The sequence below is a fragment of the Modestobacter sp. VKM Ac-2985 genome, from assembly GCF_026967925.1.
In the GTDB taxonomy this organism is placed as follows: domain Bacteria; phylum Actinomycetota; class Actinomycetes; order Mycobacteriales; family Geodermatophilaceae; genus Modestobacter.
Genome location: NZ_JAPVBI010000001.1, coordinates 1265594 through 1284212, shown reverse-complemented (window position 1 = coordinate 1284212; position 18619 = coordinate 1265594). Strand labels below are relative to the sequence as shown.

General features: G+C 75.8%; 17 protein-coding genes. 6 read left to right on the top strand and 11 right to left on the bottom strand.

Features of this window, described 5'->3' with window-relative positions:
- Positions 1 to 47: 47 nt before the first annotated feature.
- From O2V61_RS06065 to O2V61_RS06030, 8 genes are all read right to left on the bottom strand, one after another.
- Positions 48 to 1100: a glycosyltransferase family 4 protein gene (locus O2V61_RS06065; RefSeq protein WP_269182415.1), complete on the bottom strand. Its 1053-nt coding sequence runs from the start codon at positions 1098 to 1100 to the stop codon at positions 48 to 50.
- A complete protein-coding gene (locus tag O2V61_RS06060) occupies positions 1097 to 1495 on the bottom strand; it encodes a 6-pyruvoyl trahydropterin synthase family protein (protein ID WP_269182414.1) in 399 nt (132 codons plus the stop codon). Before O2V61_RS06060 ends, O2V61_RS06065 begins: the two co-directional genes overlap by 4 nt.
- Positions 1496 to 1499: 4 nt before the next feature.
- A complete protein-coding gene (locus O2V61_RS06055) occupies positions 1500 to 2474 on the bottom strand; it encodes a zinc-dependent alcohol dehydrogenase (protein ID WP_269182413.1) in 975 nt (324 codons plus the stop codon).
- A gap of 52 nt (positions 2475 to 2526) precedes the next feature.
- Positions 2527 to 4830, bottom strand: a complete 2304-nt coding sequence (locus O2V61_RS06050; RefSeq protein ID WP_269182412.1) for a CDP-alcohol phosphatidyltransferase family protein — start codon at positions 4828 to 4830, stop codon at positions 2527 to 2529.
- Positions 4831 to 4992: 162 nt separating this feature from the next.
- Positions 4993 to 5886 carry a hypothetical protein gene (locus tag O2V61_RS06045; RefSeq protein ID WP_269182411.1) on the bottom strand — a complete coding sequence of 298 codons (894 nt, stop codon included), beginning with the start codon at positions 5884 to 5886 and terminating at the stop codon, positions 4993 to 4995.
- Positions 5883 to 6647, bottom strand: a complete 765-nt coding sequence (locus tag O2V61_RS06040; protein WP_269182410.1) for a class I SAM-dependent methyltransferase — start codon at positions 6645 to 6647, stop codon at positions 5883 to 5885. Before O2V61_RS06040 ends, O2V61_RS06045 begins: the two co-directional genes overlap by 4 nt.
- A 78-nt stretch (positions 6648 to 6725) precedes the next feature.
- Positions 6726 to 7736 carry a sigma-70 family RNA polymerase sigma factor gene (locus tag O2V61_RS06035; RefSeq protein WP_269182409.1) on the bottom strand — a complete coding sequence of 337 codons (1011 nt, stop codon included), beginning with the start codon at positions 7734 to 7736 and terminating at the stop codon, positions 6726 to 6728.
- 104 nt (positions 7737 to 7840) lie between these two features.
- The gene (locus O2V61_RS06030; protein WP_269182408.1) at positions 7841 to 9655 is read right to left on the bottom strand and encodes a cell wall-binding repeat-containing protein; all 1815 of its coding nucleotides are present in this window, start codon (positions 9653 to 9655) and stop codon (positions 7841 to 7843) included.
- A 258-nt stretch (positions 9656 to 9913) separates the two neighbouring features.
- Between O2V61_RS06030 and O2V61_RS06025 the strand changes: the two genes are divergently transcribed.
- Positions 9914 to 11239 (top strand): sensor histidine kinase, encoded by a 1326-nt coding sequence (locus O2V61_RS06025; RefSeq protein ID WP_269182407.1) that lies wholly within the window; start codon positions 9914 to 9916, stop codon positions 11237 to 11239.
- Between the two features lie 17 nt (positions 11240 to 11256).
- On the top strand, positions 11257 to 11901 hold the full coding sequence (locus tag O2V61_RS06020; protein WP_269182406.1) for a response regulator: 645 nt from the start codon (positions 11257 to 11259) through the stop codon (positions 11899 to 11901).
- Positions 11902 to 11916: 15 nt separating this feature from the next.
- On the opposite strand, the gene O2V61_RS06015 is transcribed toward O2V61_RS06020, so the two are convergent.
- Entirely contained in the window at positions 11917 to 12267 is a 351-nt protein-coding gene (locus O2V61_RS06015; protein ID WP_269182405.1) for an MmcQ/YjbR family DNA-binding protein, read from the bottom strand.
- A gap of 180 nt (positions 12268 to 12447) precedes the next feature.
- Between O2V61_RS06015 and O2V61_RS06010 the strand changes: the two genes are divergently transcribed.
- Positions 12448 to 14661, top strand: a complete 2214-nt coding sequence (locus O2V61_RS06010) for an MMPL family transporter (protein ID WP_269182404.1) — start codon at positions 12448 to 12450, stop codon at positions 14659 to 14661.
- Positions 14662 to 14732: 71 nt separating this feature from the next.
- Entirely contained in the window at positions 14733 to 15974 is a 1242-nt protein-coding gene (locus O2V61_RS06005; protein ID WP_269182403.1) for a GNAT family N-acetyltransferase, read from the top strand.
- A gap of 63 nt (positions 15975 to 16037) precedes the next feature.
- Here O2V61_RS06005 and O2V61_RS06000 read toward each other — a convergent pair whose 3' ends face one another.
- Together O2V61_RS06000 and O2V61_RS05995 are read right to left on the bottom strand one after the other, a co-directional pair.
- The gene (locus tag O2V61_RS06000) at positions 16038 to 16628 is read right to left on the bottom strand and encodes a hypothetical protein (RefSeq protein ID WP_269182402.1); all 591 of its coding nucleotides are present in this window, start codon (positions 16626 to 16628) and stop codon (positions 16038 to 16040) included.
- Between the two features lie 10 nt (positions 16629 to 16638).
- Positions 16639 to 17124, bottom strand: coding sequence for a ribose-5-phosphate isomerase (locus O2V61_RS05995; protein WP_269161910.1), 486 nt, complete (start codon positions 17122 to 17124; stop codon positions 16639 to 16641).
- Between O2V61_RS05995 and O2V61_RS05990 the strand changes: the two genes are divergently transcribed.
- Complete coding sequence (locus O2V61_RS05990) at positions 17123 to 17836, top strand: DUF429 domain-containing protein (protein ID WP_269182401.1); 714 nt, start codon at positions 17123 to 17125, stop codon at positions 17834 to 17836. The two genes, O2V61_RS05995 and O2V61_RS05990, sit on opposite strands and share 2 nt — an antisense overlap.
- On the top strand, positions 17833 to 18588 hold the full coding sequence (locus O2V61_RS05985) for an MBL fold metallo-hydrolase (RefSeq protein ID WP_269182400.1): 756 nt from the start codon (positions 17833 to 17835) through the stop codon (positions 18586 to 18588). The genes O2V61_RS05990 and O2V61_RS05985 overlap by 4 nt, the downstream gene beginning before the upstream one ends.
- Positions 18589 to 18619 lie beyond the last annotated feature (31 nt).

Here is an 18619-nt window from a genome sequence, read left to right as displayed (position 1 = left end):
CGCCCACGCCCCACGTCGGGCGTCCCCCGACGTCCGGGACGGGGGCGTCACGGCCGCCCACCGACGGCGGCCAGCACCGTGCCGAGGCGCTCGGTCGTCTCCGACCAGCCGGGCAGGGTCCCGCGGCGCAGCCGGGCGGCGTCCCGGAGCCGCGCACGCAGCTCCGGATCGGTGAGCCAGCACCGGAGCGCCTCGGCGAGGGCCGCCGGGTCCGGTCCCGGGACGAGGAGCCCCGGCCGGCCGGTCGGGGTGCACCCCACCGCCTCGGGCAGGCCGCCCACGGCGGTGGCGACCACCGGCAGCGCGGCGGCCAGGGCCTCCGGGACGACCATGCCGAAGGTCTCCACCCGGGACGGGACCACCAGGACGTCGGCGGTGCGGTACTCGCGTTCCAGCGCCGCGCCCGCGGCCACCCCGGGGAGTTCGACCCGGTCGGCGATCCCCGCCGCCTCGACCCGCCGGCGCAGCGCCGCGACGAACTCCCCGTCGCGGTCGAGCGGGCCGACCAGGCGGCAGGTCCAGGGCAGCTCGGTCAGTGCGGCCAGCGCCTCGACGAGCAGGTCCTGCCCCTTGATCGGGGTCAGCGCGGCCACGCACAGCAGCCGGCCGCCGGACGGCGACGTCGGTGCCGCGCCGGCCGGGTCGGTACCCGGACGGGCCACGTGCACGGCGGCGGGGTCGAGCCGGTAGTGCGCCAGCAGGTGGTCGCGGGTCCAGCCGCTGGTGGCGACCACCGCTCGCGCTGCCCCCAGCACGGCCTCCTCCTCGCCGGCGGGGACCTCGGCGCCGCCGAGCGGCAGGTGCACCAGGACGACCAGGCGGAGCCGCGCGGACCGCGGGACGAGCACCGCGGCCGCGGCCGAGGCGATCAGGCCGTCGACGAGGACGACGGCACCGTCGGGCAGGTCGTCGAGCGTGCGGCCCAACGCGGCCCGCGCCCCGGGGTCGGGGTGCGGCCAGCTCCCCGGGGCGGTCAGCTCCTCGACCGTCCACCCGCACCCACGCAGCCCGTCGCAGACCCGGCGGTCGTACCGGTTGCCGCCGCTGACCCGACCCGGGTCGTCCACCCCGGGTGGGAGGACGACGGCGACCGCGGTCACAGCGTCCGGTCGTAGCCGGCCCAGGCCACGTGGGACTCCTGCAGGGTGACCACCAGCCCGTCCAGGCCGTCGGCCCCCGGGCCCAGCGCGCCGGCCTGCATCCCCGCCACCAGCCGGTCGGAGACCACCCGGGCCAGCACCTCGGTCGTGGTGTTCACCCCCGCCAGCGAGGCGTCCTCGTCGAGGTTGCGGTAGCTGAGCTCGCCGAGCACCGTCCTGAGGAGCTCGGTGGCGGCGCCGATGTCGACGACCACGCCGTCGTCGTCCAGCTCGCGGCGCCGGAACGTCGCGTCCACGACGAACGTGGCCCCGTGCAGGCGCTGCGCCGGGCCGAAGACCTCCCCCCGGAGGCTGTGCGCCACCATCATGTGATCGCGGACCGTCACGTTGAACACCCGCTCACCTCCCGTAGTCGATCGTGTGGCACAGAGCGGGCAGCCGCCCGTCCGCGAGCTGCGGCATCACCTCGGGCAGCTCGTCGAACGGCGAGGACCCGGTGAGCAGCACGTCGAATGCCGGGTCGCGCAGCAGCTCCAGGGCGAGCGCCAGCCGATCGCGGGTGGTCCGGGAGCTCCGGCGCGCCGGCGCCACCATGCCCACCTGGCTGGCCCGCAGATCCAGCCGGCGGGCGTGGAAGGCACCGCCGAGTGAGACGGCGACCTCGCGGTCGCCGTACCAGCTCAGCTCCAGGAGCACCCCTTCGGTGCGCAGCAGGTCGAGCGAGAGCTGTAGCCCGGCCGCCGACGCGCTGGTGTGCACGACCAGGTCGCGACCCGGCGACGCGTCCTCCGGCCGGGCGAAGGCGGCGCCGAGCCGGGCGGCGACGTCCGCGCGCCCGCCGTCGACGTCCACGACCTCCACCGCCACGCCCGGCACCCGGGCGAGCAGCCGCGCGACACAGCAGCCGACCATCCCGGCGCCCACGACGCTCACCCGGTCGCCGATCAGCGGCGGCGCGTCCCAGAGGGCGTTCACCGCCGTCTCCACCGCCCCGGCCAGCACGGCCCGCCGGGCCGGGACGTCGTCGGGCACGGGGACGACGGCGGCGGCCGGGACGACGTACGCCGTCTGGTGCGGGTGCAGGCAGAAGACGGTGCGCCCGCGCAGCTCGATCGGCCCCTGCTCGACCACCCCGACGCTCAGGTAGCCGTACTTCACCGGCGCGGGGAAGTCGCCGTCCTGGAAGGGCGCCCGCATCGCCGCCCGCTGGTCCACCGGCACGCCGCCGCGGAAGACGAGGGCCTCGGTCCCCCGGCTCACCCCGGAGTGCAGGGCGCGGACCAGGACGTCCGCGGGGCCCGCCTCCGGCAGCGTCACCGGGCGGAGCTCCCCGTGCCCGGGCGCGCGCAGCCAGAAGGCGCGGGCCGCCGTCATCGGGTGCTCCCCCGCCGCGCCCGCGTGGGCAGGATCGGCACGCCGAGGGCGGTCACGGCGCGCTGAAGGCGTCGAGGAACCGGTCACGGAAGGCGTCCATGGGCCACCGCGGGGCGTTGATGGCCGGCAGCAGGCCGTCCTGCCACTGCCAGCCGGCGATGCGGTCGAACACCCCGGGGTCGCGGGCGATGATCGAGACCGGGACGTGACGGCCGGCGTCGGGGCCGCTGACCACGGTCGCGGGCTGGTGGTCGCCCACGAGGACGACGACCGGGTCACCCGGGACCTGCGTGGTCAGCCAGGAGAGGACGACCTGCAGGGAGTACTCGATGGACTCCCCGTAGAGCCGGTGGAGCGCCTCGGGGTCGGCCAGCGCCTCCTCGGCCGACAGTCCGCGCCTGGCCATGGGGTCGAAGACCGAGCCGTCGCCGACCTCCTCCCACGGCACCAGGGTGGGCAGCGGCGTCCAGGGGGAGTGCGAGGAGACCAGGTCGATCTCGGCCATGACCGGGGCGTGCCCGGGGCCGAGTTCCAGCCGCTGGAAGGCAGCGAGGGTGTACTGGTCCGGCATCGGGGCGTAGCTGAACCGCGGGCCCTCGTAGCCCACGGTCCGCCGGTCGTAGATCTGGTCCCAGCCGTAGAACGCCTGCCCCTCCGGCCAGTCCCGGTCGTTGGCGGGGATGGCAGCGACGGTGCGCCAGCCCTCCTCGCCGAAGACGGAGGCCAGGGTGGGCCGACCGCTGGCCAGGAGCTGCGCGTAGCTCTGCTCGTTGTCGATCCACAGCCCGGCCTGCAGGGTCGCGTGGGCGAGCCAGCTGGCACCGCCCAAGGTGGGCGAGTCGAGGAACGCGCTCTGCGCGGACCAGCCGTCCCGGGCCAGCTCGGCGGCGCCCTCCCCCAACAGCTCCCGGATCCCGGGAGAGAACGAGCCACCCCGGACGGAGACCTCCCCGTAGCTCTCGACGAAGACGATGAACACATCGGTGCCCTGCAGCCCGGAGAGCGGTTCCCAGGCGGGCGGGGCCACCGGCTCGTCGCTGCGCAGTGCTTCTTCCAGCTGCCGCTGTTCCTGCGCCGACGCCGCCACCTCGCGCACCTGCGCCGCGACCAGCCCAGCGGTGTTCGCCGAGGCGACGGGGGTGCCGGGCACGAGCTGCAGCGACAGCGCGGCGGAGAGCCCCCACACCACGCCCAGGACGGCGAGCGTGCGCGCCGAGCGCCGCCGGTGGCGCGCGGTCACCCCGCTGACCCGCACCAGCGACGCGGTGACGACCACGACCAGCAGCACGACGGCCACGCCCACCACGACCAGCAGGCCGTTCGTGGCGGCGTCCCCGATCGAGTCGCGCACGACACCGATCGCCGGCCCGAAGCTGCCCCAGTCGACCAGCGGGTCGAACCGCCGGCCGAGCTGGGAGTGGAAGCCCATGTCGAGCAGCTTGGCGACGGCGAGCAGGCCGCAGACGACGCCGACCACCGGCACGACCGGACGGCGCACCCAGGCCGGCAGCAGCAGCCCGACCGCGACGAGGGTCAGCCCCTCGATCGGGACCCGCGCGAAGGCGGCCGGTCGCAGCTGGTCCAGCCGGTCGGGGGCGACGAGGACGGCCCAGAGGACCGCGACCGCAGCGGCAGTGACCGTCCACCGCAGCGCCCGGCGGGTGCGCGGACCGGCGCCGTCGCGGTACAGCCGGACGACGTCCCGGCCGAACGACTCCGTCAGCAGCAGGAGGGCGACGACCAGTGCGGCCGTGGTCAGCAGGTCCGGCAGCAACCCGGAGACGGCGACGGTCAGCACGATGCCCTGCACGGCGGTGACGACCTTGCGCCAGTACCGGAACGGCAACGGACCGGCCAGCCAGGGCAGCGCCCACCCGGCGACCAGGAACGCGTAGCGGGCGGCGCCGATGGCCAGCACCCAGCCGCCGTGCTCGCGCGCGACCGCGACGCTCAGCACCAGGATCAGGAAGGCGTCGACCTCCCCGTCGAAGCGGCCGCCCAGCGGGGTCGCGGTGCGGGTGCGCCGCGCCAGCTGGCCGTCCACGGCGTCCAGGGCGAGCGCCACGGCGGCCAGGACGACCACCTCGGTCACCGGGAGCGGCCGGTCGGCGGAGGGGACGACGAGGGCGGCGACGCCGGCACTCAGCAACGCGCGGGCCAGGGTGACCTGGTCCGCCGGCAGCAGCCCCTCCCCGCGGCGCACCCGGGCGACGGCCATCAGCGCGGTCGCCGTCCACCCGGCGGCCAGCCCGGCAACCCAGCCGATCGGCGGCAGGCCGGCTGTGGCCGACAGAACACCGAGGAGGGCGGGCAGGAAGAGCGCGGCGATCACCACCGGGAGCCGGACCGCGTCCACCCACGCCCCCCTCGCCGCACCGGTCAGAGGCATTGGATCGTGCACTGCCGATCCGGCGCTCGTCCCGGCAGCCCGGCGGGACCGTCCGCTGCACGACGCGTCGCTGCGGAGCGTCTCGGTCCGGCTGCAGGCAGTGTCTGGCTGGGGTCCCGGGTGCCGGGATCACGCCGAGGCGGCGCCAGGGGCCCTGCCGAGGACGTCCAGCTGGTGGGCGATGTACACCAGGTCGGCGTCGGCGACCTGGCGGCGGCGGGCGGCGAGCCAGTCGGCGAGGGCCGCCGGGTCCACGCGGTCGGCCAGGGCGGCCTCGACCGTGCTCAGGATGAAGTCGAGGAACCAGGCCTCGTCGCCGGGGTAGCGACCGTCCGGGCCGGCGTGCACCACCCAGTCGGAGGAGCCGGCGGACAGCACCGGGGCCCCGGCGTCCCGGAGATGGTGGAACAGGTGCCGGCCGGCGCGGCTCTCGCCCGCGGGCCGCCCGTACCGGACACGGTCGTCCATGCTCGCCTGGTAGGCCCCCAGGACCTCGTCGTCGCCGGGATGGTCCGGCGCGAAGATGGTGTCGCCGTCGAAGTTGATCGTGAACCAGTAGGCGCCGCCCGGGGCCAGCTGCCGCAGCAGCCCGGGCAGGAGTGCCGGGACGTCCACCACATCGAGGAAGGCATGGGCGACCAGGAGGTCCACCGGTGCGCCCGGGCCGGCGTCGAGGTGCGCGCCGAGCTCTGCCTCCACCAGCCGTACCCGCAGGTCGCCGAGCAGCAGGCCGTCGGGTTGGGGCACGACCGGCAGGCCGCGGTCCCCCGCCCACGCGGTGAGCCACTCGCGGGAGTCGCGCAGCAGCTGGGGGTCGACGTCCAGCAGCGTGTACTCACCGGCGTCGAGGACCTGCCACTCCACCAGGCGGGCGACCATGGTGCCGAGCCCCGCCCCGACCTCGAGCACCCGCGGCGGGTGCGGCGGCAGCAGCCCGCGGAGGTCGTCGAGCACCCGGCGGTTGAGGGCGCGGTCGTCCACGGTGCGCTTGGCGGCCAGGTAGTGCGTGTAGGGGTAGGTCACCGTTTCTCGGCCACCACGGCGAACTTGCGGATCCGGCCGGACCCGAGCCAGGTCACCCACAGCTCGTGGGCGGCGACCAGATCGGCCGCGGCCTGCGGCCCGACCCGGGCGGCGATGTCCGCCTCGTCGGCGCGGTAGGACCGCAGCAGCGCTGCCGCCGTCGTCGCATGGGCGGCAGTGCACTCCTCCTGCCGGGTCACCACCAGCCCGGCGTCGCCGAGCAGCTCCGTGAGCTGCTCCATCTCGACGGGCCAGACGGTGTCGGCATCCGGCATCCGCTGCCGCTCCGCCTCGCTGAGCGGGCGGCCCGCCTCGACGGTGCAGGCGAAGCGGCCACCGGTGTCCAGCGCGCCGGCCACCGCGCGCAGCAGGGCCGCCTTGTCGGGGAAGGCGAGCAGGGTCTCCAGCAGCAGCACGACGTCGAACCGGCCCGCAGGCAGCGGCGGGACGTCCCCCTGCACGAACCGGCAGGGCAGGTCCCCGGCCAGCCGCGTGGCGATCTCCACCGCCTCGGCCGAGGAGTCGACCCCCAGGTAGCCGTTGCCGGACTCCGCCGTGATCAGCCGGCCGGGCCCCGCGATCCCGCAGCACAGGTCGAGCACCGCGGTACCGGGCCCGATCCCGGCGTGGTGGGCGAGCCGCCGGATCTCGTCGGCGAGCATGAAGCTCTCCTGCCCCACGTCCTGGCCCGGGGGGTAGGCAGCCGAGCGCGCGCGTGCCAGCGCCGCGACGAACGGCACCCGCTCGTCCTGCCTGGCCACCGCCGCATCAGACCACGGACCGCGCCGCGCTGCCTCCCGGCCGGCCCCGACGTCGTCGCCCCCGGAGGTCCCCTGCCCTCACCGAGCGGCGGCCGGGTCCCGGGGCAGACCGAAGAGGTCGAACAGCCGGGTGTCCAGGAACGCCGTCATCCGGGTGATCCGCCCGTTGGCCGTGGTCAGCGCGTGGACGGCCCATGGCCGGTGGGCGCCGTCCGGCCCGCTGGGCCGCCACTGGGCGAAGGCCGGGTTGCCGTTGAGCTCCAGCGGCACCACGTGCGAGCCGCGGCACTCCGCGCCCGGGCCGGCGAACCAGGTGCCGATGTCGGCGGCGCTGCGCAGCCACATCGCGTAGGGCGGCATGTCCATGACCGCGTCCTCGTGCAGCAGCGCGACCAGCGCCTCGATGTCGTAGCGGGTGAAGGCGTCCAGGTAGCGGGCCAGCAACTCGGCGTCCGGGGCGGCGACCTCCTGGTCGGGGGCCTTCTCCCGCGCCTGGTGGGCGGCGAGCGTGGCCCGGGCCCGCTGCAGCGCACTGTTCGCGGCGGCGACGGACGTCTCGAGCAGCGCGGCCACCTCGTCGGCCTTCCAGCGCAGCACGTCCCGCAGGATCAGCACGGCGCGCTGGCGCGGCGGCAGGAGCTGCAGCGCGGCGACGAACGCCAGCCGCACCGACTCCTTCTGCACCGCCAGGTCGGCCGGGTCGCCCCCCACCGGCAGGACGCTGCGGTCCAGCGCCGGCTCGACCCACGCGCCGTCGGCCAGCACGCCGGCCAACGAGGCCGGCACCGGGGCCGAGGACTCGTCGGAGAGGTCGACCGGGAGCGCCCGGCGCTTGCGGCCGTCGAGGGCGTCGAGGCAGACGTTGGTGGCGATCCGGTACAGCCACGAGCGAAGCGCCCCGCTGCCCTGCAGGCGGTCCAGCGACCGCCAGGCCCGGACCATCGTCTCCTGGACCGCGTCCTCCGCGTCGAAGGAGGACCCGAGCATCCGGTAGCAGTACCCGGTCAGCTCACGCCGGTGCTCGGCCAGCCGCGGTTCCAGTTCGGCGGCCGGGCCTGCACTCGGCCGCTCGGTGACGACACCGGTCATCGCAGCACTCCGCTCTCCGTCGTCGCCTGGTGGGCCCCGGACGAGGCGCGCTGCGACGTCCCGACCGATCCTGCCCGAGGGCCACGACAGAGAGAAGGACCCGGCTACTGGTAGGTGATGAGCTCGGGGGTGGGCTGCACCGTCCGGATGGTCTCCTCCGGCGAGATCATCGGGACGTCCTCGTCGATGAAGTTCTTCCAGCCCCAGTACAGCGGCGCCGGGGCGTTCCGCTGCAGCACCGCCCAGGTGTCCTGCTTGGCCGGCTGGCTGCCCTGCCCGTCGACGTGGACCATGATCGCGAGCTCGTCGCGGGAGGTGTCCAGCCGCTCCCGGTCGATGATCATCCGCACCTGGAACTGGTGCAGGATGAGCAGCTTCTGCGGCAGGTCGTTCTCCCGGGTGAGGTCGGCGAGCCAGGTGACCACCTGGTTGACCTCGTCCACCCCGACCTGGCCGATCTGACGCAGGTGGACCTCTCCCGGCTCCAGCCGCCACTCCGGGTCCAGTGCCAGCCCCACGTGCGGGTACTCCAGCAGGGACTGGTACTGCCTCGCCTGGGTCAGGAAGTCCGTGCGTCCCGGCTGCAGGTCGAGGACGACGTAGACGCCGGCCTCCGCAGCGGCCTCGATCCAGGGACGGAAGGTCTCCGGGTCGATCTCGGTCGAGTAGTTGCCGTCCGGACCGGCCTCCGCGGAGGCCACCGTCGCGATGATCTCGAACGCCGGGACGACGGGCGTCTCGACGAGGGGGTCGTACTGGGCGGCGTACTCCTGGGCGCGCTGGATGGCCCCCGGGAGGTCCTGCTCCCCCAGCAGCCCGAGCGCACCGGTGCCGGGGGTGCCGTACAGGGCCACCATCAGCCGGCCGGGGAAGAGCAGCTGCCCGCCGCCGGGCAGCTGGGTGCCGGTCGCCGCGGTGTCCAGCTTCCAGTCGATCCCCGGCGCACCGGCCAGGTCGGCACCGAGGACGACGACCGTGGGCTCGGCCGCGAGGCGCTCGACGACCGCCGCCGAGCCACGCGGGTCGGTCAACCCACCGGTGAGCAGCACCTCGGCACCGGCGGCCCGGGCCGTCGCGATCCCGGCCAGCGACTGCGCTCCCCCGCTCGACAGGACGACGACGTCCTCCAGCGGCTCGGCGCGCTGCACCTCGGGCAGCTCCCCCGTCGCCTCGACCGGCTCGGACTCCGACGCCTCGGACTCAGAGGCCTCCGACTCCGACGGCTCCGACTCCGACGGCTCGGACTCCGACGGCTCGGGCTCAGTGCCCTCTGCCGGCGTACCGGACGGGCTCGCCGGGGCCGGCGGGACCTCGGCCGTGAGGGCCGGGAGCGTGTCCGGTGCCAGCCCGGCCACCGCCGCGGCCCGCTCCGCGTCGGGCACGGTGGTCGCCTCGGCCAGGTCCAGGCCGGTCGCCTGCTCCAGCGCCTCGGCCTCTGCCGGGACGGTCACGACGTCGAGGTCGTCCGCGCCACCGGGGAGCAGGGCGTCGGCGTCGCCGCCGACGGTGAGCACGGTCTGCACGCCGAGGCGGTCCAGCTCCGCCCCGAGGACGTCGGCCGGGTCGTCGGAGCCCAGCAGCAGGGGCACCCCGAGCCCGACCGCCGCCACCGCGCCCAGCAGTTCGGCGTCGGCATCGCCGCTGCTGGCGACGACCGCCACGTCCGAGCTGCCGTACAGAGCCCGGCTGGTCGAGACCGCGGCGGCCACCGGGTCGGTGTCGGAGACGAGCGTGCGCGCCGCGTCCGGCGCCGTGGCGACGACCTCGGCCACGACCGGCTCGTCGGAGTCGCCGGACCCGCCGGCCGCACCGTCGTCGTCGGAGCCGGTGCACCCGGCGAGCACCAGCGCGGTGACCAGGGCGAGCGCCGGGACGGCGGGGCCGCGAGCGGGACGAGGCAGGACTGCGATGCGGCGCATGGGCTACTTCCTGTGCCCGCGGCCACCAGGGAGCCGGGGTCCCGGGGGCGGGCGGGCACGAACACGGTCGGGGCTCACCGAGGGTAGATGCGACCGACGACGTTGCGGTACCCGACGGGAGGCAGGTCCTGGACACGGCTGGTCCGCGGCAGGAGCATGCGTGCCCGAGATGAGCGCGCACAGGTCGGGACACCCCGAGTCCGCACCGGCCAGCCAGCGGGCTGGGTCGGCGCGTCGTCGCAGGTCAGGCTGGTCCGCATGACGACGACCACCGCCGAGCCGCCGGCCCAGGCCGAGCACCCCGTGGCGCACGAGCCCCGGCGCAGCTGGTGGCGCCAGCTCGGCATCGACACCGGCTACGTGCTGCTCGCCTTCCCGCTGTCGGTCCTCGCGTTCGTCCTGGTGATCACCCTGCTCGCGGTCGGGCTGGGCACGCTGGTCGTCTGGGTGGGGCTCCCGGTCCTGGTGCTGGGGCTGCTGGTCGCCCGCGGCCTCGCGACGCTGGAACGGAGGCAGCTGCCCGAGGTCCTGCGGCGGGAGCTGCCCACACCGGTCTACCGGCGCGCGGAGCCCGACGCCTCGCTGGCGCGCCGGCTGATCCGGCCGCTGGGTGATCCGCAGGGCTGGCTCGACGCGCTGCACGCCGTGCTGCGCATGGTCGTGTCGATCCCGGCGTTCGTCGTCACGGTCGTCTGGTGGTCGATCACCCTGGCCGGGCTGACCGCGGTGACGTGGGACTGGTCGATCCCCTACGACGGGTCGGGGCAGGCGGGCAACGACACGCTGCCCGAGCTCATCGGGCTGGGCGACAGCGCCACCACCCGGGTGCTGCTCTCCACCGCGATCGGGGTGCTGTTCGCCCTCACCCTGCCGGCCGTCGTCCGAGGGTGCGCCCTCGCCCAGGCGCAGCTCGGCCGGGTGCTGCTGACCTCCCGGGCCGCCACCCAGGCCGAGATCGGCCGGCTGTCGGAGGGCCGGGACGCCGCGGTCGCGGCCGAGGCGGTGGCCCTGCGCCGGCTGGAGCGGGACATCCACGACGGCCCCCAGCAGCGGCTGGTCCGGCTGAGCATGGACCTGCACCGGGCGCGCCGGATGGTCGACAGCGATCCGGACGGCGCCCGCGCGACGCTGGACGAGGCGGCGGTGCAGACCCGGGAGACGCTGGAGGAGCTGCGGGCGCTGTCCCGCGGCATCGCGCCCCCGGTGCTGGCCGACCGCGGCCTGGCCGCCGCGCTCGCCGCGCTCGCGGCCCGCTCCCCCGTCCCCGTGGAGCTCGCCTGCGCCCTGCCACCGGGCCAGCGGCTGACGCCCGCCGTGGAGAACTCCGCGTACTTCCTGGTCAGCGAGGCGCTGGCGAACGTCGCCAAGCACAGCGCGGCGACCGTGAGCCGGGTGACGGTGGTCTGCGAGGACGACCGGTTGCGGGTGGTGGTCGAGGACGACGGCCACGGCGGGGCGGTGCTGGCCCCCGGCCACGGGCTGGCGGGGCTCACCGACCGGCTGCGCGCGGTCGACGGGGCGCTGACCGTGGACAGCCCGCGCGGTGGGCCGACCCGGCTGATCGGCGAGCTGCCGTGCCGGTGACCGAGGGAGGGCCCCGGATGCGGGTCGTGCTGGCCGAGGACTCCGTGCTGCTCCGGGAGGGCCTGGTGCGACTGCTCGATGAGGCGGGCACCGAGGTGGTGGCCGCCGTCGCCGACGGGCCGTCGCTGGTCCGCGCGGTGGTCGAGCACCGGCCGGACGTCGCCGTCGTCGACGTCCGGATGCCCCCCACGCACACCGACGAGGGCCTGCGGGCCGCGGTCGAGGCGCGCCGCGCCGTCCCGAGCACCGCGGTGCTGGTGCTCTCCCAGTACGTGGAGGTCGCCTACGCCGACGAGCTGCTCGCCGACGGCGCCGGTGGCGTCGGGTACCTGCTCAAGGACCGGGTCGCGCAGGTGGACCAGTTCCTGACCGCCCTGGACGACGTCGTGGCCGGCGGCACCGTGCTCGACCCGCAGGTGGTTGCGCAGCTGTTCGCCCGGCGCCGGCGCGACGACCCGGTGCGCGCCTTGTCCCCGCGGGAGCGGGAGGTGCTGGGGTTGATCGCCGAGGGGCACTCCAACGCCGCGATCGCCCGGGAGCTCGTCGTCACCCTGGGCGCGGTGGAGAAGCACACCCAGCACATCTTCGCCAAGCTCGGTCTCGCCCAGGACGAGGACCAGCACCGCCGGGTGATGGCCACCCTGGCCTACCTGCGCAGCTGACCACCGGTCGCCGGCTCAGCCGCCGGCCGCGGCGTCGAAGGCCGCCCGCAGCCGGGCCGGCGCCCGCAGGCGCCAGCCCTCGGTGAGCAGCTCGGCCAGCTCTGCCCGGTCGACGGCCGCGAGCTGGACGACGACCATGCTGCTGTTCCGGTAGTGGTGCGGCACCGAGAACACCGCCGGGCGTTCCGCGGCCAGCTCGGCGTTCTCCCCGGGGGCCAGCCGGATCGCCACCCACTCCTCCGCCGGGGGCATCGACGCGAACACCTTGTCGCGCACCCGCAGGCAGGCCATGTCCCAGGCCGGTCGCTCGGTGACCTCGGGCAGGGCCAGGGCGATCGCCCGCACGTCGTCGGCGGTGGCTGGCATGGCGGCAGGGTGCCACCGGCCACCGACAGGACGCATCCCTCGTCGGGCTGGCCGACCGTCGGAGGTGGGGCCAGCCCGACCTCGTTCGGGGGGTCAGCGGCAACGACGTGATCGTCTCCGGCCGCGAGGCTCGGTGCAGCGACGCCGCACCCTGCGGCGCCCGAGCCGGAAGGCCCCGCCGTGAGCGTGCCCGTGCTGACCCCCCTGCCCGACACCGCGCCTCCTCCACCCACGCGGGCCGGGGTCGCCGTCCGGGTGGCCCGGTGGAGCGCCGCCCACCGCTGGACCGTCGTCGGGCTCTGGGTGCTGGCGGTCGCGCTGGCCGTGGTCATCGGCGGTGCCACCGGCACGAAGACGCTCACCGCTGCGCAGAGCGGCAGCGGCGAGTCCGGCCGCGCCGACGTCGCCCTGGACGGTGCCGGGTTCCCCGACCCGCCGACCGAGCAGGTGCTCGTGCAGACCCGCGACGGCTCGGCGATCGGCGCCGAGGGCACCGCGGCCGCCGCGGACGTCACCGCCGCCGTCCGCGGGCTGGACGAGGTGGCCGCCGTCGGCGACCCGGTCGCCTCCGCCGACGGGACGGCGCTGCTGGTGCCGGTCACCCTCGACGTCGGGGACCGCACCGGCTCGGCCGCCGCCGACGCGGCCGTCGACGCGGTGCAGCCGGTGCTGGACGCGGTCGCCGGTGTGCAGGCCGTGCACCCGGAGCTCCTGGTCGTCGAGTCCGGCGGCAGCTCGCTGGACGCCGTCGTCGACGAGCAGCTGGAGGAGGACTTCCTGCGGGCGGAGCTGCTGAGCCTGCCGGTGACGCTGGTCGTGCTGCTGGTGGCCTTCGGTGCCCTGTTCGCGGCCGGGGTGCCCCTCCTGCTCGGGCTCACCGCCGTCGGGGGCGCCCTGGGGCTGGTGTCCCTGGTCTCCCAGCTGACCCCGGTCGACGCGAGCACCTCCAGCGTCGTGCTGCTGATCGGCATGGCCGTGGGGGTGGACTACGCGCTGTTCTACGTCCGGCGGGCCCGGGAGGAACGACGGCACGGCGCACCCACGGCGCTGTCCGTCGAGCTGGCGGCCGCCACCTCCGGGCGGGCCGTGCTCACCTCCGGCCTCGCCGTCGCGGTCGCGATGGCGGGCATGTACCTGGCCGGGAGCCCGGTGTTCACCTCGTTCGCGACCGGCACGATCCTCGTGGTGCTCGTGTCGGTGATCGGCTCGCTGACCGTGCTGCCGGCGACGCTCGCGCTGCTGGGGCGGGGCATCGAGCGGCCGCGGGTCCCGCTGCTGGGCCGGCTGGTGGGCCGCTCGGACGACAGCCGGGTCTGGTCGGCCGTCGTCCGGCGGGTGGTGTCCCGACCGCGGACCTCGCTCGCGGTGGGGGTGGCGACGCTGCTGGCGGTGGCCGCTCCGGCGATCGGCATGGCCACCTCCAACCCCGGCATCGACGCGCTCTCCCGGGACAGCGAGGTGGTCCGGGCCTACGACGCCATCGCCACGGCCTTCCCGCAGCAGGGCAGCACCGACCAGGTCGTCGTCTGGCGCACCGACGGTCAGCGGCTGGACGTGCCCGCCGTCCAGGACGCGGCCGACGAGCTGGTCGCCCGGCTGCCGGACGCCACGGCCGCCGGCGAGCTCGAGATCAGCCCCGACGGCACGGTCGCCCGGCTGTCGGTGGCGGGTGCGGGTGCGGCCGGCAGCGACGAGGCCCGCGCCGTGCTCACCCAGCTGCGCGAGGACCTCGTGCCGGCCACGCTCGGTTCCGTGTCCGGCACGGCCACGGCCGTCACCGGGGCCACCGCCGGGGACGCCGACTTCAGCGACACGATGGCGCAGCGGCTGCCGATCGTGATCGGGTTCGTGCTCGCGTTGACGGTCGTCGTCCTGACCGTGGCGTTCCGGTCACTGGCGGTCGCGCTGATCGCCGCCGTCCTCACCCTGCTGTCGGTGGGCGCCGCGTACGGCGTGCTGGTGCTGGTCTTCCAGTCGACCTGGGCCGAGGGCCTGCTCGGCTTCACCTCCACCGGCGCGATCGTCTCCTGGATCCCGCTGTTCCTGTTCGTGGTGCTCTTCGGGCTGTCGATGGACTACCACGTGTTCGTGGTCTCCCGGGTCCGCGAGGCCGCCCGGGCCGGCATCCCGATCCGGCTGGCGGTGACCACCGGGGTCTCCCGCTCGGCCGGGGTGGTCACCAGCGCCGCGGTGGTCATGGTGGCGGTGTTCAGCATCTTCGCGACGCTGTCGATGCTGGAGTTCAAGCAGCTGGGGGTGGGCCTGGCGGTCGCGGTGCTGATCGACGCCACCCTGGTCCGCGGCGTGCTGCTGCCGGCGGCGATGGCGGTGCTGGGCGAGCGGACCTGGTGGCTGCCGCGGTGGCTGGGCTGGCTGCCGGCCGCCAGCCACTGAGATCCTGGTGCGCGGAGCGCAGGCCCGGAACTGGTTGGCCGACCGTCGTCCCCGCCGGGTAGACACCTCCCGTGACCGACATCGCCGACCAGCTCCGCCCCATCACCACCGAGGAGTGGCCGCGCTTCGTCCGCGGCATGCGCACCACCTTCGGCCACGACCACTCCGGCCCGTACATGGACTCCCCGTCCCCGACGGCCGAGCTGGACCGCTCGCTCGCCCTGTTCGACGGCGAGCGGGTGGCGGCCACCTCCGGGATCTACAGCCTGGAGATGTCCGTGCCGGGCGCGGTGGTGCCGACGGCGGGCGTCACCTGGGTGACCGTCTCCCCCACCCACCGGCGGCGCGGGGTGCTGACGGCGATCATGCGGCGCCAGCTGGCGGAGGTGCACGCGGCCGGCCGCGAGCCGGTGGCGGCGCTGTGGGCCGCCGAGTGGCCGATCTACGGCCGGTTCGGGTACGCCCCGGCCGCCCGGCGGGGCGGCTGGACCGGGCTGACCGAGCGGCTGCGCCTGCGACCGGACGTCGACTGCGGCACCGGCACCGTGCGGCTGGTCGACGTGGCGGAGTTCCGCCCGGCGGCCGCGGCGCTGCACGAGCAGGTGCGCCGGCCCGTCCCGGGCAACATGGCCCGCGACGAGCGGTGGTGGGAGCGGCGGCTGCACGACTCCGCCGAGCCCACCGCCGGCGGCCCGCCCCGCCAGCTGGCACTGCACACCGAGGCCGACGGGACGGTCACCGGCTACGCGAGCTACCGGGTGCGCGCCTCCTGGACCGAGACCAGCGAGCCCGACGGCACGCTGACCGTCCAGGAGGTCCGGGCGGGCAGCCCGGCCGCCCACGCCGCCCTGTGGCGCTTCCTGCTCGGGCACGACCTCATGCGCACGATCGAGTACCCGTCCGGCTCCACCGACGACCCCCTGCCGCACCTGCTGGTGGACGGACGGGCCTGGCACGCCCGTCCGGTCGATGCGCTCTGGCTGCGACTGGTCGACGTGGGCGCTGCGCTCTCCGCCCGCCGCTACCCGGCCCGCCTGGACATGGTGTTCGAGGTGCGCGATCGGTTCTGTGACTGGAACGACGGGCGCTGGCACGTCTGGGGCCATCCGGCCGGTGCTTACAGCGACCGTACCGACCGCGACCCGGACCTGGTCCTGGACGTGGATGCGCTGGCCGCGGCCTACCTCGGCGGCGTCTCCCTGGCCGCCCTGCAGGCCGCCGGTCGGGTGACCGAGATCAGCCCGGGTGCGGTGACCCAGGCGTCGACGGCCTTCGGCTGGCCGGTCGCCCCCTGGTGCCCCGACGACTTCTGACGGCCCCGCTGCAGGGTCCCGCCGCGAGCTCGCGGGTGGTGGGGGGCAGCGGGGTCCTTCCGCTCACCTGGGCTGGGTGCCGTCCCACTCCGAGAGGGGGGCGCAGTGCCAGCGCCAGGAGGTGACCGGTTCCCGGCCGGGGAGCTCGCCGCGGCCGGTGGCCCAGAGCAGGGCGGCCCACGGGTCGGCATCGGCCGGGGCCCACGGGAAGAGCCGTGCCCGGGTGGCCTCGGCCAGCCGGGACGGCGGGGTCCAGTCCAGCTGACGGTCCATGGCGACGTCGCCGGTGTGCAGCAGCAGCTCCGCGCAGCCCATCCCGGCGAAGCCGGAGGCGTCGGCCAGCCCCCAGTCGTGGGCACCGCGCTCGGCCGGGCCGGCGGCGTCGACCACCCGGGCCAGCACCTCGGCCGCGGCGGTCACCTGCAGGCAGGTCTCGGCGAGGTCGGCGTCGGGTCGGCGGACCACGTCGAAGGCGCTCACCTCCACCGGCCCGGCGACCAGGTCCTGGGCGTACCAGGTCAGGCAGGAGGTGATGTGCGCGGCGACGCCGATGACGTCGGTGCCCAGCGTCGGCACCGCTGCCGCGCCGTCGGGCACCCGGGCGAACACCTGCTGGACCGCGGTGACCGCGGCGCGCAGGTCGTCCCCGGTCACCGGCGCCTGCTCACGGGTTGCGGGTGGGCAGCCCGCCGGCCGGGCGCTGCCGGTTCTGCTCGTACTCGGTGAGCAGACCGATCCGGCGGGAGTGCCGCTCCTCGCCGCTGAACGGCTCGCGGAGGTAGGTCAGCACCAGCGCGGTGGCCTCCTCCACGCTGTGCTGCCGGTTGCCCACGGCGGCGACGTTGGCGTCGTTGTGCTGGCGGGCCAGCTGGGCGGTGCTCTCGTTCCAGATCAGCGCGGCCCGGACGCCGGGCACCTTGTTCGCGGCGATCTGCTCACCGTTGCCCGAGCCCCCGATGACGATGCCGAGGCTGCCCGGCTCGGTGACGACCCGCTCCCCCACCTCGAAGCAGAACGGCGGGTAGTCGTCCTGCGGGTCGTAGTCGAAGGCCCCGCAGTCGACCGGCTCGAAGCCCTCGTCGGCGAGCACCTGCATCAGGTGGGACTTCAGTTCGAGGCCGGCGTGGTCGGTGCCCAGGAAGACGCGCATGCGCCGATCTTCTCAGCACTCCTGGCAGGCTGGCCGGGTGGCGGTGCTCGGGGTGGACGGCTGGCGCGGCGCGTGGGTCGGCGCGCTGCTCGACGGGCGGTCCGTGCGGCTGGTGGTGCTGGCCGATGCAGCCGCCGTGCTGGCGGTGCCGGACGTCGAGGTGGTCGCGATCGACATGCCGATCGGGCTGTCCGAGGACGGCGTCCGCCCCTGTGACGCAACGGCTCGCGACCTGCTGAAGCCCACCGGCGCAGCGAGCTCCGTCTTCCCCGCCCCGGTACGCGCCGTCCTCGCCGCCGCCGACTACGCCGAGGCCCGGGAGCTGAGCCGCGCCGCGGCCCACGGGCGGGCTCCGTCGGCGCAGACCTTCATGCTGGTGGCGGCGATCAGGGACCTGGACGACGTCCTCGGCGACCCACCGACCGACCGGGTGGTCGAGGTGCACCCCGAGCTGGCGTTCCGGCTCGGTCTCGGCGGGGTCACCGACCGCAAGGGCACCGCCCGCGGCTCGGTGCAGCGGCTGCGGGCACTCCGCGCGGTGATGGACGTGGAGGAGGCGCTCGCCGAGGCGCCGGCCGGCGTCCCGCTGGTCGACGCGCTCGACGCCTGTGCCGCTGCCTGGTCGGCCCAGCGGCTGGCCGCCGGCACCGCCGAGCGGGTGGGCGACGGGACGACGGACTCCCGCGGCCGGCCGATGCGGATCTGCTGGTGACCGCCGGCTGGCGGGAGATCGGCGACCGGGTGTTCGTCCGCCGGCACCGCGAGCTCGACCTCAACTGCGGCCTGGTCGTCGGCGACGGCGGCTGCCTGGTGATCGACACCCGCTGCCACTTGGGCGAGGGCCGCGCGCTGGCCGAGGCGGTCCGGGCGGTGACCCCGCACCCGTGGACGGTGGTGAACACCCACGCGCACTTCGACCACTGCTTCGGCAACGCCGCCTTCCGCCCGGCCGAGATCTGGGGCCACCGCCGCTGCGCCGATGAGCTCGAGGCGACCGGCGAGCACCAGCGGGCCTCGGTGGTCACCGCCCTCCGGGAGGAGGGCGACCCCGCGGCCGAGCTGGTCGCCACCGCACCGATCGACCCGCCGGACCACCTGGTCGACGACCTCGCCCGGCTCGACGTGGGCGGCCGCAGCGTCACGTTGCGCCACCTCGGACGAGGCCACACCGGCGCCGACCTGGTGGTCGCCGTGGACGACGTCGTGTTCGCCGGTGACCTGGTCGAGGACGGGGCGCCGCCGGCGATGGAGGACGCCTACCCGCTGGAGTGGGCGCAGACGGTCACGGCGCTGCTCGAGCTGGTGCGCGGCCCCGTCGTGCCCGGGCACGGCGGGGTGGTGGACGCCGCCTTCGTGGCCGCCCAGCGCGACGAACTCGTCCAGCTGGCGACCTGGCTGACCGACCCCGGCGCACCCCCGCCCTTCGACGAGGCGACCCGGGAGACCGCCCGCGGCCGAGCATGATCGGCCCGACGGGCGGCCAGGGCCGTCGTCG